Origin of the sequence: Streptomyces sp. NPDC005820 (assembly GCF_040630255.1) — a bacterium.
Lineage (GTDB): Bacteria > Actinomycetota > Actinomycetes > Streptomycetales > Streptomycetaceae > Streptomyces.
Map to the genome: position 1 here is coordinate 14,584 of NZ_JBEXXE010000061.1, position 22,708 is coordinate 37,291.

The window sequence follows — 22,708 nt, forward strand, 5'->3', positions numbered from 1 at the left end:
GCAGGCCGTACGAAACTGAGGCGGATCCGGCTTCCCGCGCCGGGTCCGCCGAACACCGGGCTTCGTACGGAAGGACCCTCGGGTGCCTGTCTCCACTCACTCAACCCAGCCACCGGCTTCGAAAGACCCCGAGGACACCGACGTGCCCTCCCCCGCACCCGAGGAACCCACGGCCACGGCTGAATCGACGGACCTTCAGGACCGGGCGGGGGCCGGGGAACGGGCGGAGGTCCCGGAACCAGTCGAGGCCGGGGACCTGGCTGGGGCCGAGGAACCGGCAAGGGCCGGGGAAGCGGACGCCGGGTCGCCGGCGGGAGTCGAGGGCTCGGGTGGCGGAGAGCCGGTCATTGCCCGGGAGCCGGCGGTGACCGGGGAATCGGCGGAAGCCGCGGAGCCTGGGCATGGGGAGCCGGCGGCAGTGGCCGCCGGGGAGCCGGTCGCCTCCGGCGAGCCCGAGGTCCTCGATGAGAGCCCGGCCGACGGGGAACCGGCGGGCGCGGAGAAACCGGCGGGCGCGGAGAAACCGGCGGGCGCGGAGGAACCAGCGGGCGCGGAGGAACCAGCGGGCGCGGAGGAACCAGCGGGCGCGGAGAAGGCAACGGAGACTGCGAAGCCAACGAAGACGGCAGAGTCGGCGGAGTCGGCGGAGTCGGCTGAGTCGGCAGAGTCGGCAGAGTCGGCAAGTGCCGAGAAGCCGGCGGAGGCGGAGATTGTCGGCGGGTCCGCGGAGGAGGCCTCGGAGAGCCGCGCGACCGCGGACACCCCGGCCCCCGACGCCGAAGCCGCCGCGGAACACGCCACCACCGAGTCCCCCTCGGACCAGCCCAGTCGACCCGACGCCGACACCCCCTCGGAGCAGCCCAGCCAGCCCGACGCCGACACCCCCTCCGACCAGCCCGAAGGGTGGTCCCCCTCCGGGCAGGGCGATGACGGGGGCGCCGGGCATCCCTCTCTCAAGGCTCGTGTCGCGTATCTGCGTGCCTGGCGGGGGCGGCATCCCGGGGCCGCTCGGGGGGTGTGGTGGGCGGTGACGGTGTTGTCGGTCGTGCTGGTGTTCGGGGCGTTGCTGTTGCCGAACCGGATGGCCGCGTTGCAGGTCAACCGGTTCGTCAGGCTGCCGGGTGAGGCGATCATCGGGGCGGCGGTGCTGCTCGCGCTGCCGCGCAGGCCCCGGATCGCGCTGGCGGCGCTGGGCGGGGCGGTGCTCGGTGCGCTGACCGTGCTGAACCTGCTCGACATCGGGTTCATGGAGTACCTGGGCCGGGACTTCAATGTGGTCCTGGACTGGGGGCTGCTGAGCGACGCGCAGTCGTATCTCGCGGACACCCTGGGGAAGACCGCCGCCCGCGCGGCAGCGGTCGGCGTCGCCCTGCTCGTCGTCCTCGTGATCACGGTGATGGCACTGGCGGCGGTCCGGCTGAGCAGCATCCTGGTCCGCGACACCCGCAGGGCCACCCGCGGCACCCTGATCGCGGGCACCGCCTGGATCACCTGCTCGGTGCTGGGCTTCCAGTACGCCGGCATCCCGGTCGCCTCCGACCGGGTGGCGAACCGGCTGGAGTCCGAGGCCCGGCAGGTGCGGGCGACGATCCGGGACGAGGCTGCGTTCGGCAAGGAGGCCCGCAGCGACACCTTCGGCAACACCCCCGCCGACCAGCTCGTACCCGATCTGCGCGGCAAGGACATGATCTTCACGTTCATCGAGAGCTACGGCCGCAGCGCCATCGAGGACCCGGTCATCGCCCCCGGCGTCGACGCGACCCTCAAGGCCCGCACGGAGGCCCTGGCGAAGGCCGGCTTCCACGCGAAGAGCGGCTGGCTGACCTCGGCGACGTACGGCGGCAGCAGCTGGCTCGGCCACTCCACCACCCTGTCCGGGCTGTGGGTCGACAACCAGCAGCGCTACCGCACGGTGATGGCCAGCGACCACCTGTCCCTGACCAAGGCGTTCAAGAAGTCGGGCGCCTGGGACACCGTCGGCGTCATGCCGGGGGTGCAGAAGGGCTGGCCGGAGGCGGAGTTCTACGGCCTCGACAAGGTCTACAACGCCTTCCAGATGGGCTACCAGGGACCGAAGTTCAGCTGGTCGACGATGCCGGACCAGTACGCGCTGGAGGCGTTCCAGAAGCTGGAGCACAGCAAGAAGCGCGACAAGCCGCTGATGTCGGAGATCATCCTGACCTCCAGCCACCAGCCCTGGGCGCCGATCCCGAAGATGGTCGGCTGGGACGAGCTCGGTGACGGCTCGATCTTCCAGGGCATCGAGGCGGCCGGCAAGAAGGCGTCCGACATCATCGCCGACTCCACCAAGTCCAAGGAGGAGTACGGCAAGTCGGTCCAGTACTCGGTGACCGCGCTCACCGAGTGGCTGGAGCGCTACGGCACCGACGACACCGTCCTGGTCTTCCTCGGCGACCACCAGCCGATCGCCCGGGTCAGCGGCCAGAACGCCAGCCGGGACGTGCCGATCTCGATCGTGGCCAAGGACCCGAAGGTCCTCGACAAGATCGCGAGCTGGAACTGGACCGACGGCCTCCAGCCCGCGCACAACGCCCCGGTGTGGAAGATGAGTTCGTTCCGCGACCGCTTCCTGACGGCCTACGGCTCCACCCCGCACCCCAAGAACGACTGAGCCCCGTAAGGGGGTTCAGCCGCCGGAGGTGTCCAGCTCCGCGTCCTCGCCCACGCCCGCGCAGTCGTACGGGTCCTTCAGCCAGCCGTCCGGCAGCACCACCCGGTTGTTGCCGGACGTACGGCCGCGGGGCCCGTCGGCGCCGGTGGGCCAGGGCTGGTCGAGGTCCAACTCGTCCAGCCCGGAGCGGAGTTCCTGAAGGGAGGAGGTGATCGCGAGCCGCTTGCGCATCTCGGAGCCGACCGCGAACCCCTTGAGATACCAGGCGACATGCTTGCGGAAGTCGACGACTCCCTTGGACTCGTCGCCGATCCACTCGCCGAGCAGGGTGGCATGACGGACCATCACCTCGGCGACCTCACGCAGCGAGGGACGCGCGAGGTCGGCCGTACGCCCCTCGAAGGCGGCCACCAGGTCCGCGAACAGCCACGGCCGCCCCAGGCACCCGCGTCCGACGACCACACCGTCGCAGCCGGTCTCCCGCACCATCCGCAGCGCGTCCTCGGCCGACCAGATGTCCCCGTTGCCGAGCACCGGGATCTCCGGGACGTGCTCCTTCAGGCGGGCGATGGCGTCCCAGTCGGCGGTGCCGCCGTAGTGCTGGGCGGCGGTGCGGCCGTGCAGCGCGATGGCGGTGACGCCCTCCTCCACGGCGATCCGGCCCGCGTCGAGGTAGGTGATGTGGTCGTCGTCGATGCCCTTGCGCATCTTCATCGTCACCGGCAGGTCCCCGGCCCCCGACACGGCCTCCCGGAGGATGGCCCGCAGCAGGTTCCGCTTGTACGGGAGCGCCGAGCCGCCGCCCTTCCTGGTGACCTTCGGGACCGGGCAGCCGAAGTTCAGGTCGATGTGGTCGGCGAGGTCCTCCTCCGCGATCATGCGGACGGCCTTGCCGACGGTGGCCGGGTCGACGCCGTACAGCTGGATCGAGCGCGGCTTCTCACTCGCGTCGAAGTGGATCAGCTGCATGGTCTTCTCGTTGCGCTCGACCAGCGCCCGGGTGGTGATCATCTCGCTCACGAACAAGCCCTTGCCGCCGCTGAACTCCCTGCACAGGGTGCGGAAGGGCGCGTTGGTGATGCCGGCCATGGGGGCCAGGACTACGGGCGGCTGGACGGCGTGCGGGCCGATCCGCAGGGTCGTGTTCTGCGTGGGCGCGGTCGTGGGCATCCACCCATTCTCACGTACGGCACGCCGTACGAGCCATATTCATTAGTTAGGCGTACTATTAACGCATGCCCGAGCTCAGCCCCCGCCGCCGTCGGCTCGTCCTCGCGATCTGCTGTATGAGCCTGCTGATCGTGAGCCTCGACACCACCGCCCTGAACGTCGCCCTGCCCGCGATGGAGCGCGATCTGCACGCCTCCACCGCCGGACTCCAGTGGACCATCGACGCCTACACGGTCGTCCTGGCCGCCCTGCTGATGCTCGCGGGCTCCACGGCCGACCGGATCGGCCGCCGCAAGGTCTTCATGGCAGGCCTGGTGGTGTTCTCGCTCGGCTCGCTGCTGTGCTCCCTCGCCCCCGATCTGAACCTGCTGATCGCGGCCCGGATGGTGCAGGCGGTCGGCGGCTCCATGCTGAACCCGGTCGCCATGTCGATCATCACCAACACCTTCACCGACCCCCGGGAGCGCGCCCGGGCCATCGGTGTGTGGGGCGCGGTCGTGGGCATCTCGATGGCGGCAGGACCGCTGCTGGGCGGGCTGCTGGTGGAGTCGGTGGGCTGGCGCGCGATCTTCTGGGTCAATCTCCCGGTCGGCCTCGCGGCCCTGCTCCTCACCCTCCGGTTCGTCCCCGAGTCCCGCGCCCCCAGGGCCCGCCGCCCCGACCCCGTCGGCCAGCTGCTGGTCATCGCGCTCTTCGGCGCCCTGACGTACGCGATCATCGAGGCGCCCGGCGCGGGCCTCGCGACCAGCGGCCCCTTCGCGGCCCTGGCCCTCGCCGCGCTCACCGGACTCCTGCTCTACGAGCCGCGCCGCGCCGAACCCCTCATCGACCTGCGCTTCTTCCGCTCGGCACCGTTCAGCGGGGCGACGGTGGTGGCGATCAGCGCGTTCGCGGCGCTGGGCGGGTTCCTGTTCCTGTCCACGCTCTATCTGCAGAACGTACGGGGGCTGGACGCGCTGCAGGCGGGTCTGTGGATGCTGCCGATGGCCGTACCGATGTTCCTGTGCGCGCCGCTGTCCGGCCGGCTGGTGGGCAGCCGGGGCCCCCGGCTGCCGCTGATGATCGCGGGGCTGGCGATGACGGCGAGCGCGCTGCTGTTCGCGGTCTTCGACGCGGAGACCTCGAACGTGACGCTGTTCCTCGGCTACACCCTGTTCGGCATCGGCTTCGGCTTCGTGAACGCGCCGATCACCAACACGGCGGTCTCCGGGATGCCCCGCAGCCAGGCCGGGGTCGCGGCGGCGGTCGCCTCCACCAGCCGGCAGCTGGGCCAGACCCTCGGCGTCGCGGTGGTCGGCGCGGTGCTGGCGGCGGGCGTGAGCGTGACGTCGTACCGCGAGACCTTCGTCTCCGCCGCCGTCCCCGGCTGGTGGATCCTCACCGCCTGCGGCCTCCTCGTCCTCGTCCTCGGCACCCTGACCACCGGCCCGTGGGCCCGCCGTACGGCGGAGCGGGCGGCCCGGCGCCTGGAGGAGGAGACCCAGGACGTCAGGGAGGCGGCGGCGGGTGTGAACGCCTGACCGCCGCAGCGCCGTAACGCTTCTCGGGGCCCGTACCAAGTACAGGTGCAGCCGAGGAGAAGGAGGCGCGTGTGGAGAGCGGGGAGCGGACGGGGCTCTTAGCGGGGTTCGAGGAGTTCTACCGGCGCCATGTGGACGCGGTGACCCGGTTCGTGGCGCGGCGGGTCGACGATCCGCACACGGCGGCCGATCTCACCGCCGAGATCTTCCTCGCCGTCCTCGACTCGGCCCACACCTACCGGCCGGGTCTAGGCAGCGAGACGGCGTGGCTGTACGGCATCGCGCGCAACGTCGTCTCCTCGGAGCGGCGACGCGTCGCACGGGAGGCGGAGCGGGACCGGCGGTTCTCGGGGCGCCGGCTCCTGGAGGCCGACGACATCGTCCGGCTGGAGGACAAGCTCGACGCGGAGAGCCCGGGCCGGCGGCTGCTGGCCGCGCTGGCCCGGCTGCCCGAGGGGGAGCGGGCGGTGATCGAACTGGTGGCGGTGGACCAGCTGACGGTCACGGAGGCGGCCGCCGCGCTCGGCATCCGCCAGGTCACCGCCCGGGTCCGGCTGCACCGGGCCCGCAAGGCGCTGCGCGCGGAGGCGGAGGCGTCGGTGGGGGCGGTGGGGGCGGACATGTCGGTGCTGCACGTGGTCAGAGGAGAGGCATGAGCGCGCGGGAGAGCTTCGAGGACCGGCTGCTGGCGGAGCTGAAGCGGGAGATCGCGCTGCGGGAGGAGCCGGTGGCGGCTCCGGTCCCCCGGCGTTTCCTCCCCCGGCGGCGGGTCTCCCTGGCCCTGGCGGCCTGTGCCGTGGCCCTGGCGGTGGCTGTCGCGGTGCCGGGGTCGCCGGGTGCGGCTGCCGCTTATGCGGTCGAGCGGCACGGGGACGGCAGCGTGACGCTCACGTTGAAGAAGCAGAGCCTCCGCGAGGTGGACCGGCGGGGGCTGGCGGAGGCCCTGAGCAAGGACGACATCAAGGTGGTGGAGTGGGCCTGGGGCTCGAAGGTCGTCATCGGGGTGTGCAGGGACGGCTCGGGGTGGGCCCCGCTCATCGCGGTGGACAAGGCCGGCCGTCGCACGACCGCCAGCAGCTGGCGCTTGCCGGTCGTCCTGCACCCGGGCGACGAGGTCACCCTGTGCCCGTCCCGCTGACCATCCGGTGCAGCCTCTCCAGCCGCCTCCTGCTCTCCTCGTCCACCGGTGTGTACGACACCAGCCGGGCCCCGTGGTCCGGGCTGAGCCACAGGTCCGTGTGGTGGAGGGTGAGGAGGCCGACGTGGAGGGTGCGGAACTGCTTGATCTTGGAGCGGCCGACGACGACCTCGTAGCGCTCCCAGTTCTCGCGGAACTCGGGGGACTCCGTCTGCAGCCGCTTGACCAGCATCTTCCAGGCCGGCTCGGAGAGGTGCCCGGCCATGGAGGCGCGCAGCTTGGCCGCCATCAGCCGCATGGTCTCCTCGAGGTGGACGATCGCGGACCGCCAGTCGGGGTTGGTGTGGACGAGGAGTATGCAGTTGCGGTCCTCGGGCGGGATCGCGTCGAGGTCGCCGAACAGGCGGGCGTAGGTGCGGTTGTAGGCCAGGATGTCGTAGCGGCTGTTCTGGACGCAGGCGGGCAACGGGTCGAGCTGGTCCAGGGTCATGCGCACGGCCTCGGTGACGCCCTCGCAGTTCGCGGCGGGCGTGGGGTCGGAGGCGCCGGCCAGTTGGAAGAGGTGGGCGCGTTCGCCGCCGTCGAGCATGAGGGTGCGGGCGAGGGCGTCCAGGACCTGCACGGAGACATGGATGTCCCGGGCCTGTTCGAGCCAGGTGTACCAGGTGACGCCGACCGCCGAGAGATGGGCGACCTCCTCGCGGCGCAGCCCCGGCGTACGGCGGCGGGCGCCACGGGGGAGGCCGACCTGTTCCGGGGTGATCCGCTCGCGGCGGCTGCGCAGGAAGACGGCGAGTTCGTGCCGTCGTATCTCCGAGCCGGAGCCACGAGGCGTCGGCGAGGTGACCGTGCTCTCCTGGACCATCGTCGTCATGCCTCCAGCGTGCCGGGGCCCGGACCCTGTTTCCAGGTGGTGCTGCTACCAGGATAAGAACACTCTGGTACCCGTCTGGGGCGCGGCGCAGGCTCGGGGCGTGACCCAGTCGACAACCACCACCGTCCCGCCGGGCGCCCGTACCGCGGCCCCGGCCCGCCCCCTGAATTCCCTCGGGCTGTTCACCGTGCTGCTCGGTGCGGCGCTGCCCCTGATCGACTTCTTCATCGTCAATGTGGCCCTGCCGACCATCGGCCGGGACCTGGCCGCGAGCGAGTCCGTCCTGGAGCTCGTCGTCGCCGGGTACGGGGTCGCGTACGCCGTGCTGCTGGTCCTCGGCGGCCGGCTCGGCGATCTCTTCGGCCGGCGCCGGCTGTTCCTGGGAGGCATGGCGGCCTTCGGGCTGGCCTCGCTGGCCTGCGGGCTCGCGCCCGACGCGTGGTCGCTGGTCGCGGCGCGGGTCGCGCAGGGTGCCGCGGCCGCCGCGATGGTCCCGCAGGTGCTCGCCACCATCCAGTCGTCCACCGAGGGCCCGCGCCGCGCCAGGGCGATGAGCCTCTACGGCGCCACGGCCGGCCTGTCCATGGTGGCGGGCCAGATCCTGGGCGGCGTGCTGGTCGCGGCGGACCTCGCCGGCACGGGCTGGCGTTCGGTGTTCCTGGTGAACGTCCCCGTGGTCGTCGTCGGCCTGGTCCTGGCCGTGCGGACCGTTCCCGAGACGCGTTCCCCGCACCCCGAGCCGGTGGACGGCCCCGGTACCGTCCTGCTCGCCGCCGCGCTGCTGACCCTGCTCGCCCCGCTGACCGAGGGCCGGGCGGCGGGCTGGCCGCTGTGGACCTGGCTGTCGCTGGCCGCGTTCCCGCTGGTGGCGGCGGCGTTCTACGTCGTCGAGCGGCGCGCCGACCGCCGCGGCCGTACGCCGCTGGTGCCGCCGAGCCTGCTCGCGCTGACCACGCTGCGGCGCGGGCTGACGATCATGGCGCCGCTCGCGGTGGGGTTCAGCGGGTTCATGTTCGTGGTGGCCGTGGCCCTGCAGAGCGGGGCGGGCCTCGGCCCGGTCCCGGCCGGGCTGGCGCTCGCGCCGATGGCGGTGGCGTTCTTCTGCGCCTCGCTCGCCGGGCCCCGGCTGGTGGCCCGGTTCGGGTCGCGGGTGGTGACGGCGGGGGCGGTGCTGCAGGGCGTCGGCGTGCTGCTGATCCTGCTGACGGTCCGCGCCGACTGGCCCGACGTCGGCTTCCTGGAGCTGCTGCCGGGCACGGCGGTCGCGGGCGCCGGGCAGGCGTTCCAACTGCCGGTCGTGATGCGGCTGGTGATGTCCGAGGTGCCGCCGGCCCGGGCGGGCGTGGGCAGCGGGGTGATGGTGACCACCCAGCAGGCCTCCCTGGCCCTGGGCGTGGCCACCCTCGGCACCCTCTTCCTCTCCCTGGTCCCGGGGGCGGGCGTGCGGGACGCCCTGGTGACGACGCTGGCCGTGCAGGTCGTGGGCGTCGTGGCGACGGGCCTGCTGAGCCTGCGCCTGCCCCGCAGGATCGGCTAGCGGGTGTTTCGAAAGTTGCGTGCGGTGCCCGCGGTGTCCGGTGCGGGCCCTCGGCGGGGCGTGCCGGGCGCCGTGGGTGCTGTGCGGGACTTTCGAAACACCCCCCAGCACCCGCCCGGTCGGTCACCGGGAGAGAACGGCTTGGTCAACTCGTCCCCGGACCGCCCCCGTTGCCGCCCGCCGTGCTGCACACTCCTTGCTGGCCGAGTGGGACCGGACAGGGACGCTGGAGGCGTCGTGCCGCAGATCGACGAGAGCAAGGTGAGCCGCTGGGACCAGCACGGACGGGAGCATGTCGTCCGGGTGCGGCGGGCGGGCGTACAGCGCACCATCGAGTGCGGCACGTGCGGCTGGCGCAAGGGCGCCCAGTTCCTGCCCTGGCTGAAGGCGGCGGAGCATCTCGCCGAGGCCCACCAGGCGACGGTGAACCCGTCGGAGGGAGCGGCCGGGCGATGAGTTCCGGGCGCGCGGGGAGTCGTAGGTGGCGTAGGTGGCGCTGTTCCCGCACCGGAAGGCCGACGGCATGAGCACTCTTCGCTCCACTCTTCACTCCCCTCTTCACTCCCCTCTTCGCTCCACCCTGTGGCGGTACGTCGAGGACGGGACGGTTCCGGGGGCGGTGGGCCTGGTGGCCCGCGGGGACGAGGTGGAGGTCGTGGCCGTGGGCTCGGTCGACGCCGACGGCTCCGCCCCGATGGCCCGTGACTCCCTGTTCCGGATCGCGTCGATCACCAAGCCGCTGACGGCGGCCGCGCTGCTGATGCTGGTGGACGAGGGCGTGGTGGGGCTGGACGCGCCGGTGGCGCAGTGGCTGCCGGAGCTGGCGAGGCCCCTGGTGGTCCGCACGCCGTCCGCCCCCGTGACCGACGTGGTCGCGGCGGCCCGTCCGATCACGGTCGAGGATCTGCTGTCCTCCCGTCCCGGCTGGGGCTTCCCGTCCGACTTCGCCCTTCCGGCGGTCCAGGCGCTGTTCGGGGTGCAGAAGGACGGGCGGGCGCCGCAGGCCTACCCCGCCCCGGACGTCTGGCTGGCCGAGCTGGCCCGGGTCCCGCTGCTGCACCAGCCGGGCGAGGCCTGGCTGTACGGCACGGCGTCGGATCTGCAGGGCATCCTGATCGCCCGGGCGTCGGGCCGGTCCCTTCCCGAGTTCCTGGCGGAGCGGCTGCTGGAGCCGCTGGGCATGAAGGACACGGCGTTCGAGGTCCCCGAGGAGAAGCGGGACCGCTTCACGACCGCGTACCGTCCAGACGGCGCCGGGGCGCTGGAGACGACGGACCGCCCGGACGGCCAGTGGAGCCGGCTGCCCGCGTTCCCCTCGGGCGGCGGGGGCCTGGTCTCGACGGCCGACGACTGGCTGGCCTTCGCCCGGCTGCTCCTGGACGGCGGCGGCGGGCTGCTCTCCCCCACCTCGGTGAGCCGGATGACGAGCAACCACCTCAGCGCCGCACAGCGGGAGGGGGGCGCCCTGTTCCTGGAGGGCCAGGGGTGGGGGTACGGCGGCCAGGTGGACATCGCTCCCCTGGATCCGTGGAACGTGCCCGGCCGCTATGGCTGGGTCGGCGGCACGGGCACCACGGCCCATGTCGTCCCGGCCACGGGCACGGTCACGATCCTGCTGACCCAGGTGGCGATGGAGAACCCGACGCCGACCCCGCTGATGCGGGACTTCTGGCGGTGCACGGCGACGGCGGACTAGGGAGCGGCGGACTGGGGAGCGGCGGACTGGGGAGCGGCGGACTGGGAAGCCGTGTCGTCGAGGTCGCTGACCAGCCCGCGCAGCAGCGGCCCGTACTCGGGGTGGGCGAGGGCGTGGGCCATCTGGGCGACCAGGTAGTCGGCGGGGTTGCCGGTGTCGTACCAGCGGCCCTGGATGACCTGGCCGTAGACGGCGCGGGTGGCGGCGTAGGCGTTGATCGCGTCGGTCAGGTAGATCTCGCCGGTGCGGCGCTCGTACCAGCGGCGGGTCTGTTCGCGCAGTTCGTCGACGATGCCGGGGGTGATGACATAGCCGCCGATGGCCGCGTAGGAGGAGGGCGCGGCGCTCGGCTCGGGCTTCTCGACCAGGCCGGTGATGCGCAGGGTGCCGCCGCCGAGGTCCTCCTTGACGAGGGGGACGCCGTAGCGCTGGGAGTCGGCGGGGTCCATCGGCATGAGGGCGAGGACGGGGCAGCCGGTCTGCTCGTAGGCGCGGATCAGCTGCTGGGCGCGGGGGACCTCGGCCACGAACACGTCGTCGGGCCACAGCACCAGGACGGGTTCGTCGCCGAAGGAGCGGGCGGCGTTGAGGACGGGGGTGCCGTTGCCGTAGGGGCCGCGCTGGTCGAGGTAGGTGATGTGGCCCCTGCGGGCCAGCTCGGCGATCTCCTCGACGGCGTCGGCGTAGGCGGGCTTGCCGTCGGCGCGCAGCTGGTCGACGAGGGCGGGGTTGGGGCGGAAGTGGTCCTGGATGAGGGACTTGCCGCCGGAGACGACGATGGTGATGTCCGTGATGCCGGAGTCCACCAGTTCGCGCACGGTGTGCTCGATCACCGGCTTGTCGCCGACCGGGAGCATCTCCTTGGGGGTGGCCTTGGTCAGCGGCAGCAGCCGGGAGCCGAGTCCGGCGGCGGGGATCACCGCCCTGCGGATCGTCGGGGGCATCGGGGTCTCTCCCGGTTCGTGTCGGTGTCGCGGGTGGCCGGTGTCTCGCGTCGCCGCTCACTCGCGTCGTCGGCCGCACACTCTAGTCCGCCCGGGCGGCGGCCGCCCGTCCCGCCCGGGCGGCCGCCGCTCAGCTCGCGCCCAGCCCTCTCACCAGCAGGTCCACCAGCGCCTCGAAGTCGTCCTGCGCCTCCGGCCGCTCCCACGCGGTGCGGTGGTCGGGGTCGTGGAAGCGGGCGGTGGCCTGGAAGACGGCGCGGGCGGCGGTGGCCGGGTCGGGGACCGCGAAGGCTCCGGTGCCGACCCCGGCCGTGATGATCGTGCCGAGCTGGCCGGTCAGGTCGGCGATGTGCTCGCGGACCGCCTCGCCGTTCTCCTTGGACAGCACCAGATAGGTGGCGAACAGCTCGGGGTCGTCGCCCGCCTTGCGCCGCTTGGCCGCGAAGAGCGCGGCGAGCCAGTCGCGCAGCCGGGCCTGCGGGTCGTGCGCCCGGTCGGCGGCGATGCCCGCGAGGGCCTCGGACGTACGGTCCAGCCACCGCTTGGTGACCGCCTCGCGCAGCGCCGCCTTGGTGCGGAAGTGCCGGTAGACGCTGCCGTGACTGACCCCGAGGGCGCGGGCCACGTCGACCACGGTGGCCTTGGCGGGGCCGTGGCGCCGCAGCACCTCCTCGGTCGCTTCGAGGATGCGCTCGGGGGTCAGGGTCTCGGAGGTCTGCGGTGGAGCCATGGTCAGACGGTACCGGGCAGGGGTGTCAGCGCTCGCTGTCGAGGTGTTCCATCGCCGCCTGCCCATAGCGTTGGCCGGCCGCCGCGTCGGCCGGTACGGCCTCCTCGATCGCGGCGAGGTCCGCCTTGTCGAGTACGACGTCCAGGGCGCCCAGCGACTCCGTGAGCCGCTCCCGGCTGCGGGCGCCGATCAGCGGGACGATGTCCTCGCCCTGGGCGAGCACCCAGGCGATCACGGTCTGGGCGACGGAGACGCCCTTGCCGTCGGCGACCGCGCGCAGGGCCTCGACCAGGTTCAGGTTGTGCTGGAGGTTCTCGCCCTGGAAGCGGGGCGAGAAGGCCCGGAAGTCGCCCGCGGTGAGCTGCCGTTCGGCCGTGAAGTGCCCGGAGATCAGGCCCCGGCCGAGGACGCCGTACGCCGTGACGGAGATGCCCAGTTCGCGGGTGACGGGCAGGATCGACCGCTCGATGCCCCGGGAGATCAGCGAGTACTCGATCTGGAGGTCGGCGATCGGGGCGGTCGCGGCGGCCCGGCGGATCGTCTCGGCGCCGACCTCGCTGAGGCCGATGTGGCGGACGTACCCCTGCTCGACGAGTTCGGCGAGGGCGCCGACCGTCTCCTCGACGGGGACGTCGGGGTCGAGGCGGGCGATGCGGTAGACGTCGAGGTGGTCGACGCCGAGGCGCTGGAGGGAGTAGGCGGCGAAGTTCTTCACGGCGGCGGGCCGGCCGTCGTAGCCCAGCCAGGAGCCGTCCGGGCCGCGCAGGGCGCCGAACTTCACGCTGAGCAGGGCCTGCTCGCGCCGGGCGGCGGGCGCGGTGCGCAGGGCCTCGGCGATCAGCAGTTCGTTGCTGCCCATGCCGTAGAAGTCGCCGGTGTCCAGCAGGGTGACGCCGGCCTCCAGTGCGGCGTGGATCGTGGCGATGGACTCGGCGCGGTCCGCTTCGCCGTACAGGGCGGTCATGCCCATGCAGCCGAGGCCGAGGGCGGAGACACGGGGGCCGGTGGTGCCGAGGGGGCGGGTGGAGATCGTCATGTACTCCACCCTGACATCTTGGCTGACAGATATCAACATCTGTCAGCTGTTATCTGTCAGCTGTTATCTGTCAGCCGTTACTTCGACACGACGGCAGAGCCCGCGACCGGGACAATGGGGAATGTCGGCGTGCAGTCACCTCGGCGGCGCCTGCCGTCGGCCGTGCGGCTCAGCGCCGCCGCGGGAGGCGCGTCATGACCATGCGTATCGGCACCTTCAACGCGGAGAACCTCTTCCGCCGCCCCAAAGCCTTCGCCCTGGAGAGCGACACCCAGCGCGACAAGGTCCTCGCCGACTTCGGTGAACTCGTGTCCCTCCTGGAGAAGGAGAGCTACACGAAGAACGACAAGGACCGGATCCTCGCGATCGTCAGGGAGCACCAGGCCCTCGACTCCGCGCCGGACAGCCCCCGGCCGTTCTTCGTCAACGAGCTGAAGGGGCGGGGCGGCAGACTCTTCGACGACGGTCCCCCCGTCACCGTCGCGGCCGGCGGCCGCGGGGACTGGGCCGGCTGGGCCCAGCTCGTGCGCGACGACCTCAGCTGGCCGGCCGTACAGAACACGGGGCGAGTGGTGGCCGAGGTCAACGCGGACATCCTGCTCATGGTGGAGGTCGAGGACCGCCTCGCCCTGGAGCGCTTCAACGAGAACGTCCTCGGCGAGACGCTGGGGCACCAGCCGTACCCGTTCAACCTGCTGATCGACGGCAATGACCCCCGCGGCATCGACGTGGGCATCCTCAGCCGCCACCCCATCACCTCGGTGCGGTCCCACCTCTTCGACCCCGGGCAGGGCGGACGGCGGCTCTTCAGCCGGGACTGCCCCGAGTTCGAGATCGCCGTGAACGGCACACCCCTGTGGATCCTGGGCAACCACCTCAAGAGCAAGCGCGGCGGCGGCGCCGGACTCCGGGCCCGCCAGGCCAAGCGCGTCCGGGAGATCTACGAGGCCGCCCTCCTGCGGTCGGACCACGTCGTCGTCGCCGGCGACCTCAACGACTTCATGGCCAGCCCCCCGGTCCAGACCCTCCTGGAAGCCGGCCTCAAGGACGCGATGACCCACTCCAGCTACACGGGAGACCCGGGCACCCACGGACCGGGCACACAGGACGAGGACAAGATCGACTACCTCCTGTTCCCGCCGGGACTGTTCGAGCGCATCGAGCACGTCGAGGTGGAACGGCGGGGCATCTTCGAGCCGAAGACCTTCAAGTCGTTCCAGACGGTCACGTCGAGGGCGACCCAGGCCTCCGACCACGCGGCCCTGTACGCGGACCTGGACCTCTGAAAACACAGCGGCCCCGCACGCCGGTGAGGGGTGCGGGGCCGGTGTCGGCGGTGGACTAGCAGCCGATCAGGCGGCCCGCCAGGTAGCCCTCGATCTGGTCGAGGGACACGCGCTCCTGCTTCATGGAGTCACGCTCGCGCACGGTGACGGCGTTGTCCTCGAGGGTGTCGAAGTCGACCGTGACGCAGTACGGCGTGCCGATCTCGTCCTGGCGGCGGTAGCGGCGGCCGATCGCGCCCGCGTCGTCGAACTCGATGTTCCAGTGCCGGCGCAGCGCGGCGGCGAGGCCCTTGGCCTTGGGCGACAGCTCCGGGTTGCGGGACAGCGGCAGGACCGCGGCCTTCACCGGGGCGAGACGGTGGTCGAGACGCAGGACCGTGCGCTTCTCCAGCTTGCCCTTGGCGTTGGGGGCCTCGTCCTCGACGTAGGCGTCGAGCAGGAACGCCAGCATCGCGCGGCCGACACCGGCCGCGGGCTCGATGACGTACGGCGTCCAGCGCTCGCCGGCCTCCTGGTCGTAGTAGTGGAGGTCCTGGCCGGAGGCCTTGGAGTGGGCGCTGAGGTCGTAGTCGGTGCGGTTGGCGACACCCTCCAGCTCGCCCCACTCGTTGCCGCCGAACTGGAAGCGGTACTCGATGTCAGCGGTGCGCTTGGAGTAGTGGGAGAGCTTCTCCTTCGGGTGCTCGTACCACCGCATGTTCTCCTCGCGCAGGCCCAGGCCGGTGTACCAGTTCCAGCGCTGCTCCATCCAGTACTCCTGCCACGTCTCGTCCTCGCCCGGCTTGACGAAGAACTCCATCTCCATCTGCTCGAACTCGCGGGTGCGGAAGATGAAGTTGCCGGGCGTGATCTCGTTGCGGAAGGACTTGCCCATCTGCGCGATGCCGAACGGGGGCTTCTTGCGCGAAGCGGTCTGCACCAGGGCGAAGTTGGTGAAGATGCCCTGGGCGGTCTCGGGGCGCAGGTAGGCGATGGAGCCGGTGTCCTGCGTCGGGCCGAGGTGGGTGGAGAGCAGGCCCGAGAACTGCTTGGGCTCGGTGAACTGGCCCTTCGTACCGCAGTGGGTGCAGTTGATGTCGGCCAGGCCGTTCGCCGGGGGACGGCCGTGCTTGGCCTCGTAGGCCTCCTCCAGGTGGTCCGCGCGGAACCGCTTGTGGCAGGAGGTGCACTCGGTCAGCGGGTCGGAGAAGGTGGCGACGTGACCGGAGGCGACCCAGACCTCGGGGGCCAGGATGACGGACGAGTCGATGCCGACCACGTCCTCGCGCGCCGTCACCATGTAGCGCCACCACTGGCGCTTCAGGTTCTCCTTGAGCTCGACACCCAGCGGTCCGTAGTCCCAGGCGGCACGCTGGCCGCCGTAGATCTCACTACAGGGGAATACAAAGCCACGGCGCTTGCTCAGGCTGACGATGGTGTCGATCTTGTCGGCGGCCACGGTGCTCTCTTCATAACGACGACGGGCGACGAAGCGAGATGCTTCCAGCGAATGATTCAGGGTACCGGCGGGGGCTCCCCCTGAACCAAATCGGTTCCCCTTGCCCGACCCTTGTTGACAACGGTTTCCATATTTGTTGAAAATGACTGTCATGAACGTACGGCGTCAGCACATATCCGGCATAGCCATGGCGGTCACCGCCGCCCTCGGGCTCGGCACCCTCACCGCCTGCTCGGGGGCCAGTGCCGCCGGCAACACGGACAGGTTCGACGTCGTCGCGTCGTTCTACCCGATGGCCTTCCTCGCCGAGCGGATAGGCGGCGACCACGTCCACGTCACCAGTCTCACCCAGCCCGGCCAGGAGCCGCACGACCTGGAGATCAGCGCGAAGCAGACCGCGCAGCTCCAGGAGTCCGACGCGGTCCTCTACCTGAAGAACCTCCAGCCCTCCGTCGACGACGCGGTGGCCCAGTCCGAGGTCAAGACCAAGATCGACGCCGCTTCCCTGACCTCCCTGGAGAAGCACGGCAACGAGGTCGGCGGCCACGCGGCCGAGCACGACGACCACGAGAACGAGGAGCTGTCCGGCCTCGACCCCCACATCTGGCTCGACCCGGTGCGCTACGCCCAGGTCGCCGAGGGCGTCGGCAAGGCCTTCGAGAAGGCCGACCCCGACCACGCCGCGGACTACAAGGCCAACACCGCGGCCCTGGTGAAGAAGCTCGACGCCCTGAACACCGAGTTCAGGACCGGGCTCGCGGACACGAGGACCAAGGTCTTCGTCACCACCCACGCCGCCTTCGGCTACCTCGCCGAGCGCTACGGCCTGACCGAGGAGGCCATCAACGGCCTCGACCCCGAGTCGGAGCCCAGCGCGGCGCGCGTGAAGGAGCTTGAGAAGATGGCGAAGGCCGACGGCGTCACCACCGTGTTCTACGAGACGCTCGTCAGCGACAAGACCGCGAAGACCATCGCCTCCGACGCCGGACTCACCACGGACGTCCTCGACCCGATCGAGGGCATCACGGACAAGTCCCGCGGCAAGGACTACTTCTCGGTCCAGCAGGCGAACCTCAAGGCGCTCCAAAAGGCCCTGGGAGCCAAGTGACCAGCCGATCGGAGAAAGCGGCATGACCGGAAGCGGTATGACGGAGCCCGTCATTTCCCTGCGCGGTGTCCGCGCCGACCTGGGCTCGCGCCCCGTCCTGCGGGGCATCGACCTCACCGTGCACCGCGGTGAGGTCGTCGCGCTGCTCGGCGCCAACGGCTCCGGCAAGTCCACCGCCGTGCGGACCGTCATCGGCCAGGTGCCCGTCGCCTCCGGCGAGATCGAGCTGTTCGGCACCCCGCGCCGGCGGTTCCGGGACTGGGCGCGGATCGGTTACGTCCCCCAGCGCACCACCGCCGCCGGCGGCGTCCCCGCCACCGTCACCGAGGTCGTCTCCTCCGGCCGCCTCTCGCGCACCCGCTTCGGCGTCTTCCGCAAGGGGGACCGGGAGGCCGTACGGCACGCCCTGGACCTCGTCGGCATGGCGGACCGGGCCAGGGACAACGTCGACGCGCTCTCCGGCGGCCAGCACCAGCGCGTCCTGATCGCCCGCGCGCTCGCCTCGGAGCCCGAGCTGCTCATCATGGACGAGCCGATGGCGGGCGTGGACCTGGCCAGCCAGGAGGTCCTGGCGCAGACCCTGAAGAGCCAGGTCGCGGCCGGTACGACGGTCCTGCTCGTGCTGCACGAACTGGGCCCCCTGGAGCCCCTGATCGACCGGGCGGTCGTCCTGCGCGACGGCTGTGTGCAGCACGACGGCCCGCCGCCGAAGGCCGTCGGCCAGCATGCCCTGCCCGGCCACGACCACGTACACCCGCACGCCCCGGCGGGTGCCGAACCGATGCGCACAGGACTGCTGAGCTGATGGACTTCCTCGACTACGCCTTCATGCAGCGGGCGCTGCTCGCCGCCGTCCTCGTCGGCATCACCGCCCCCGCCGTCGGCATCTACCTGGTCCAGCGCCGCCAGGCCCTGATGGGCGACGGCATCGGCCATGTCGCGATGACCGGCGTCGGCCTCGGCTTCCTGCTCTCCACCTCCCCGGTCTGGATGGCGACCGCGGTCTCGGTCCTCGGCGCGGTGCTGATGGAACTGATCCGCTGGTACGGCCGCACCCGCGGCGACATCGCCCTCGCCATGCTCTTCTACGGCGGTATGGCCGGCGGCGTGATGTTCATCAACCTCGCCCCGGGCGGCTCCAACGCCAACCTGACCTCGTACCTCTTCGGCTCCCTGTCGACGGTGAGCGAATCCGACGTCACCTCGATCTGCCTGCTGGCCGCGTTCGTGGTCCTCGTCACCGTCGGTCTGCGCCGCCAGCTGTTCGCGGTCAGCCAGGACGAGGAGTTCGCGCGGGTGACCGGCCTCCCGGTCCGCGCCCTGAACCTCCTCACCGCGGTCACCGCGGCGGTGACCGTCACGGTCGCCATGCGGGTGGTCGGCCTGCTGCTGGTGTCGGCCCTGATGGTGGTCCCGGTGGCCGCCGCCCAGCAGCTCACCCGCAGCTTCGCCGCGACCTTCGCGATCGCCGTCGCGATCGGCGTGAGCGTGACCATCGGCGGCACCGTCACCTCGTACTACCAGGACGTACCGCCCGGCGCGACGATCGTGCTGCTCACCATCGCCGCGTTCCTCGCGCTCGGCGCGCTGGCCGCCCCCCTGGCCCGCCGCCGCGCCCGCGCGGCAGCCGCCGCCCACCCCGCCGGAGACCCGGCGGAGTGCACGATTCCGGCCACGAGGGGGGCCGACGACGGGGTCGGCGTCTGACTCGGCACAGGCCGGGCTGGCACAATGGCCCGGCAAGCCGCAGACGTGAGGAGGCAACGGTGACGACCGCTGGACCGCCCGTGAAGGGCCGTGCCACCCGGCAGCGCGCCGCCGTCGCGGCGGCACTGGACGAGGTCGACGAGTTCCGCAGCGCGCAGGATCTCCACGACATGCTCAAGCACAAGGGCGACTCCGTCGGCCTGACCACCGTGTACCGCACCCTGCAGTCCCTCGCCGACGCCGGCGAGGTGGACGTCCTGCGCACCTCCGACGGCGAGTCCGTGTACCGCCGCTGCTCCACCGGCGACCATCACCACCACCTCGTCTGCCGCACCTGTGGCAAGGCGGTCGAGGTGGAGGGGCCGGCGGTGGAGAAGTGGGCGGAGGCGATCGCTGCGGAGCACGGGTTTGTGAATGTGGCGCATACGGTGGAGATCTTCGGGACCTGCGCGGAGTGCGCGGGCACGCCCTAGCGGGCGCGGTTGCGGGCGAGGGCGATCTCGCCGTTGTCGTGGGATCCGAGCGTCGGCTCGGGGAGACCGGCTGCCCTGAGCCGGTGTCGCAGCTCCTGGTGCAGCACCCTCAGCGAGACGACCTCCGACCCGTCGTCCAGACCGGCGGCCAGGACGTCGACGAGCTCTCCGGTGAGCGCCATGCACCCGTCCCCGGGTGGAGCCGACGCCGCCAGGACGGTCACATCGTCCGTGGGCACGGCATTGAACACCCCGGGCACGCCGCGGGACCCCGGGGGCCCGCTGTAGCAGCAGTCCAGGATGACGATCTTGTGCCGGGCCGCACTGCCGAGGACCACTCTGCGGATGTCGTCGAACGGCACGCCCGTGACGGGCGCGTATGGACGACTGCGGCGAAGAGCCAGGCTCAGCTCGCCGGAGACCGAGTCGTACAGGCCGTGTCCCGCGAAGTACACCAGCAGGGTGTCCTCGGCGGAGATCGCCGCATGGGCGAGTACGCCGAGCACCGCCGCTCCGTCGTCCGGGTCCGGCAGCACCGTGGTCCGAGCCCCGCTGAAGGTGCCCTCCGACGGATCCGTGAGCAGCAGCGACAGCTCTCGCAGTCCCACGCCGACCTGGGGCAGACGGGGCAGTTCGGTGTAGGCGCCGACCCCGATCAGCACCGCGTTGGAGCGATCCGGGTCGGGAAGCCCGGGCGGGTCGGGCCGCAGCCACGCCCAGGTCCGGAGCGCCTTCTCCTCGATCCGTACCCGCTGGAGGCGGCCGTGGAGTTCGGGCACGCTCTCGTACAGCGACTCGGACACGATGAGCGCGCAGTCGGCCCGTGACCCGCGCAGGACGGCCGAGTCGGCGAGGCGGGCGACATGGAGAACGGCCTCCCCGCCGGCCCCCCGCTCGCTCACGCCCGCGGCGCCGAGGGCCAGTGCGGCCCGCACGCGCATCCGGACCCCCCGCTCGTGTACGTGCCGCAGCCCCTGGGTGAGACCGTCCACGAATCCGCGGACGGCCCTCGCCTCGTCCACCCCGTGGGGCAGCAGGACGAGTGTGCCGTCACCACGGTCCTGGCGGACCCACAGACGGCGGGGAACCCCCGTCATCCTCATCGCGAGGTCGAGGACGTCGTGCAGGGCTTCCTGCATCCGCCGTCCCGTGCGGCGGTCCATCTTCCCGTATCCGACGATGTCGACGGCGATACAGATCCTGCGCGTTCCCGGCGCGCCCGGTGAGCCGGTCGGGGCACGGTTCTGCAGGCGCAGGCCGATGAGCGACCGGTCCGGCCAGGCCACCACGCACTCGTCGAACGGGACCCGTCCGTCCGGCTTGTCGTCGTCGTCCACCGCGAGGAGGAAGGCCGGGCCGGTCAGGGAGTCCTGCCAGGGCGCCCGCCAGCCGAAGGGCGAGGCGGCCCGCCGGATCGCCACCGGGCAGATCCAGCCGTCCTCCTGCCAGAGCACGTCATGCCGGCGCGCCGCCTCCCCCGAACGGTCGCGTTCGAGACGGAGGCCCCGCTCGTCGAGGTACCGCAACAGGTCCCCGGCGATCTCCGCCTCGCTCTTCCGCGTCGCGGCGGGCTCGTCATGGACGTATCCGAGCAGATGCAGAAGCAGCACATCGGCGTCCTGCGGAACGCCGCGCACCCGGGCGAACGCGCTCCGCACCTCCTCGGGGCACCGGGACAGCAGCACGTCCACATACCGCTCGCGCAACCTGGACCGAATCGCGGCGGGCGGCTCGTCCGACGACCCGACGGCCCTGTCCACCAGGTTCATGACGTAGTCCCAGCGAGGGAGCTCGACGGAGGCCTCACCCGGCCCCCACCCGGACGCCGTCTCCTCGGTGTGCGGCGACAGGACCACCCCGTCGGCGGCCGAGCCCGGCACCCCCAGCCGTGCCTGCATCGCCGGCCCGAGGTACGCGAACGGTGCGGCCTCTCCCGTCTCGTCCCGGTCCAGTGGCCAGGCCGGAAAGTCCGACGAGCGGCCGGTCAGGCTCTCGATGCGCTCCCCCACCCGGCGGCTGCAGTCGAGGAGTTCCGCGGTGGGGACGGCGTCCAGGAGCAGGTCCTTGGCCTCCGGGGTGAAATCGAACAGCCGGTGGCGTCCGGTGCGGCCGGTGTCCTCGGGCTCCACGGGCTGTATCAGGCCGCCCAGGAAGACCTCGGCCAGTGGCGCGGTGTCCTGGCGCTGGTCGAGGCAGGAGTGGACGAGCTGCATCACGGGCACGGTGACCGGAGCCATGGCCGCCAGATGCGCGGCCAGCCGCAGGGCCTCGGGCGAGGCGGCGCGGGCGAAGTCCCGGACGGAGACACGGACCGGTGCGGCCGGCGCCTGGCTCGGCTCGGAGGCCCACAGACGGGCCGGGACCGGTCGGCCGACGACCGTGTTCAGGGCGGCCCAGGTCGAGAAGCCGGCCGGGGTCAGTTCCAGGACGGGGACGGGCACCGGCGGGGGCGGTGCGACGCTCGGGGGGAGCACCTGGTCCGTCACGGTCCAGGCGGTGTTCGCCGCGCCCGGGCGGGGGGAGACGACCTGCCAGCTGTCCGCCCGTACGCCGGAGCCCGCCCACAGCCGGCGGGGCAGGGTGTGGAGCACCGCCGTGGGACCGCAGCGGGCCCAGGCTTCGAGCACCGGCCGCAGGCGTCCGTCGCGCCACGCGGCCGCCGCGCCGTCGGTGACGACCAGCACCATGGTCCGGCCGGCGGTGTCGGAGACGGTGTCGGCCGGCCGGGTCGGCGTCGCGGCGGTCCAGGGGCGGCCGAGACGGACTTCCGCGCCCCCGGTGTCGTAGCGGATCTGGTAGGTCTCCACCTGGCGGAAGGCGCCGCTGCGTTCGAAGAGGCCCTGGAGTTCGGCGCACTGCCGCTGCCACAGAGGCATGGACACGCCGCCGTCGATGATCAGGGTCAGCCGCAGCCATCGCTCCGGCTGGGCGCGCAGCACCAGTTGCGGGGTGCGGGTGTCGGCCTGGAGATCGGCGCTGGCCGCTTCGTCGAGTTCACTGCGGCGGCGGCTCGGGACGCGCCGTTTCAGCGGACGCAGGGCCCGGCCCAGGGCAAGGGTCGGGCCGAGGGCCCGGGCGCCGGGGGTCCACAGGGCTCCGGTCGGCGGTTCGGCGGTCAGGGGACCGGAGACGACCGGCAGTTGGGGGACCGGGCGGGCGGTTCTCCGTGTGTTCCCGGGTCTCTTCCCCGCCGTGCTGCCGGGGGGTGCGGTCGCGTCCGGGTCCGGCTCCGCACCGGGCAGGGAGCCCTCGGCGTCCGGCGACTCCGGGTCGGTGCCGGACGGGATGTGCGCGGCCAGGGGTGCCGCCGGGCCGGACGGGACGCGTGCCGCGAGCCAGAGAATGTCGAGGAGTTCCTCCTGCCCCAGGGACGGCAGCCCGGCCTCTTGTCCGAGTAGCCTCCGCAGCTCCTCGAACAT

Annotated in this window: 19 protein-coding genes; 12 read left to right on the top strand and 7 right to left on the bottom strand. The window is 72.0% G+C overall.

Annotation, left to right across the window (positions count from 1 at the left end):
• Positions 1-709: 709 nt before the first annotated feature.
• On the top strand, positions 710-2,632 hold the full coding sequence (locus tag ABZ464_RS46125) for a CDP-alcohol phosphatidyltransferase (RefSeq protein ID WP_359287979.1): 1,923 nt from the start codon (positions 710-712) through the stop codon (positions 2,630-2,632).
• Positions 2,633-2,647: 15 nt separating this feature from the next.
• Here the strand turns inward: ABZ464_RS46125 and dusB are convergent, their stop codons facing one another.
• The gene (gene dusB, locus ABZ464_RS46130) at positions 2,648-3,802 is read right to left on the bottom strand and encodes a tRNA dihydrouridine synthase DusB (protein ID WP_359287943.1); all 1,155 of its coding nucleotides are present in this window, start codon (positions 3,800-3,802) and stop codon (positions 2,648-2,650) included.
• A 65-nt stretch (positions 3,803-3,867) separates the two neighbouring features.
• Between dusB and ABZ464_RS46135 the strand changes: the two genes are divergently transcribed.
• The 3 genes from ABZ464_RS46135 to ABZ464_RS46145 all read left to right on the top strand — a co-directional run bounded on the left by ABZ464_RS46135 (position 3,868) and on the right by ABZ464_RS46145 (position 6,460).
• Positions 3,868-5,322 (top strand): MFS transporter, encoded by a 1,455-nt coding sequence (locus ABZ464_RS46135; RefSeq protein WP_359287944.1) that lies wholly within the window; start codon positions 3,868-3,870, stop codon positions 5,320-5,322.
• A 71-nt stretch (positions 5,323-5,393) separates the two neighbouring features.
• Positions 5,394-5,978 (top strand): RNA polymerase sigma factor, encoded by a 585-nt coding sequence (locus ABZ464_RS46140; protein WP_359287945.1) that lies wholly within the window; start codon positions 5,394-5,396, stop codon positions 5,976-5,978.
• Positions 5,975-6,460: a hypothetical protein gene (locus tag ABZ464_RS46145; RefSeq protein WP_359287946.1), complete on the top strand. Its 486-nt coding sequence runs from the start codon at positions 5,975-5,977 to the stop codon at positions 6,458-6,460. Before ABZ464_RS46140 ends, ABZ464_RS46145 begins: the two co-directional genes overlap by 4 nt.
• Here the strand turns inward: ABZ464_RS46145 and ABZ464_RS46150 are convergent.
• Positions 6,438-7,325, bottom strand: a complete 888-nt coding sequence (locus ABZ464_RS46150; protein WP_359287980.1) for a helix-turn-helix transcriptional regulator — start codon at positions 7,323-7,325, stop codon at positions 6,438-6,440. The genes ABZ464_RS46145 and ABZ464_RS46150 overlap by 23 nt on opposite strands.
• A gap of 172 nt (positions 7,326-7,497) precedes the next feature.
• Between ABZ464_RS46150 and ABZ464_RS46155 the strand changes: the two genes are divergently transcribed.
• The 3 genes from ABZ464_RS46155 to ABZ464_RS46165 all read left to right on the top strand — a co-directional run bounded on the left by ABZ464_RS46155 (position 7,498) and on the right by ABZ464_RS46165 (position 10,567).
• Entirely contained in the window at positions 7,498-8,871 is a 1,374-nt protein-coding gene (locus ABZ464_RS46155; protein WP_359287981.1) for an MFS transporter, read from the top strand.
• A gap of 237 nt (positions 8,872-9,108) precedes the next feature.
• Positions 9,109-9,327 (top strand): hypothetical protein, encoded by a 219-nt coding sequence (locus ABZ464_RS46160; RefSeq protein WP_359287947.1) that lies wholly within the window; start codon positions 9,109-9,111, stop codon positions 9,325-9,327.
• Between the two features lie 67 nt (positions 9,328-9,394).
• Positions 9,395-10,567, top strand: coding sequence for a serine hydrolase domain-containing protein (locus ABZ464_RS46165; RefSeq protein WP_359287948.1), 1,173 nt, complete (start codon positions 9,395-9,397; stop codon positions 10,565-10,567).
• On the opposite strand, the gene ABZ464_RS46170 is transcribed toward ABZ464_RS46165, so the two are convergent.
• The 3 genes from ABZ464_RS46170 to ABZ464_RS46180 all read right to left on the bottom strand — a co-directional run bounded on the left by ABZ464_RS46170 (position 10,564) and on the right by ABZ464_RS46180 (position 13,277).
• Positions 10,564-11,511, bottom strand: a complete 948-nt coding sequence (locus ABZ464_RS46170) for a UTP--glucose-1-phosphate uridylyltransferase (protein ID WP_359287949.1) — start codon at positions 11,509-11,511, stop codon at positions 10,564-10,566. The two genes, ABZ464_RS46165 and ABZ464_RS46170, sit on opposite strands and share 4 nt — an antisense overlap.
• Positions 11,512-11,641: 130 nt before the next feature.
• Entirely contained in the window at positions 11,642-12,241 is a 600-nt protein-coding gene (locus ABZ464_RS46175) for a TetR family transcriptional regulator (RefSeq protein ID WP_359287950.1), read from the bottom strand.
• Between the two features lie 25 nt (positions 12,242-12,266).
• A complete protein-coding gene (locus ABZ464_RS46180; RefSeq protein WP_359287951.1) occupies positions 12,267-13,277 on the bottom strand; it encodes an aldo/keto reductase in 1,011 nt (336 codons plus the stop codon).
• A 194-nt stretch (positions 13,278-13,471) separates the two neighbouring features.
• Here ABZ464_RS46180 and ABZ464_RS46185 point away from each other — a divergent pair, with 194 nt between their 5' ends.
• Entirely contained in the window at positions 13,472-14,563 is a 1,092-nt protein-coding gene (locus tag ABZ464_RS46185) for an endonuclease/exonuclease/phosphatase family protein (RefSeq protein WP_359287952.1), read from the top strand.
• A 55-nt stretch (positions 14,564-14,618) separates the two neighbouring features.
• Here ABZ464_RS46185 and ABZ464_RS46190 read toward each other — a convergent pair whose 3' ends face one another.
• On the bottom strand, positions 14,619-16,001 hold the full coding sequence (locus ABZ464_RS46190) for a glycine--tRNA ligase (protein WP_359287953.1): 1,383 nt from the start codon (positions 15,999-16,001) through the stop codon (positions 14,619-14,621).
• Between the two features lie 151 nt (positions 16,002-16,152).
• Here ABZ464_RS46190 and ABZ464_RS46195 point away from each other — a divergent pair, with 151 nt between their 5' ends.
• The 4 genes from ABZ464_RS46195 to ABZ464_RS46210 are packed head-to-tail and all read left to right on the top strand — an operon-like array spanning position 16,153 to position 19,289.
• Positions 16,153-17,109, top strand: a complete 957-nt coding sequence (locus ABZ464_RS46195; protein ID WP_359287954.1) for a metal ABC transporter substrate-binding protein — start codon at positions 16,153-16,155, stop codon at positions 17,107-17,109.
• 37 nt (positions 17,110-17,146) lie between these two features.
• Entirely contained in the window at positions 17,147-17,914 is a 768-nt protein-coding gene (locus tag ABZ464_RS46200; RefSeq protein WP_359287955.1) for a metal ABC transporter ATP-binding protein, read from the top strand.
• Positions 17,914-18,816 (top strand): metal ABC transporter permease, encoded by a 903-nt coding sequence (locus ABZ464_RS46205; protein WP_359287956.1) that lies wholly within the window; start codon positions 17,914-17,916, stop codon positions 18,814-18,816. Before ABZ464_RS46200 ends, ABZ464_RS46205 begins: the two co-directional genes overlap by 1 nt.
• Positions 18,817-18,875: 59 nt before the next feature.
• Positions 18,876-19,289, top strand: coding sequence for a transcriptional repressor (locus tag ABZ464_RS46210; RefSeq protein WP_359287957.1), 414 nt, complete (start codon positions 18,876-18,878; stop codon positions 19,287-19,289).
• On the opposite strand, the gene ABZ464_RS46215 is transcribed toward ABZ464_RS46210, so the two are convergent.
• Complete coding sequence (locus tag ABZ464_RS46215) at positions 19,286-22,708, bottom strand: SAV_2336 N-terminal domain-related protein (RefSeq protein WP_359287958.1); 3,423 nt, start codon at positions 22,706-22,708, stop codon at positions 19,286-19,288. The two genes, ABZ464_RS46210 and ABZ464_RS46215, sit on opposite strands and share 4 nt — an antisense overlap.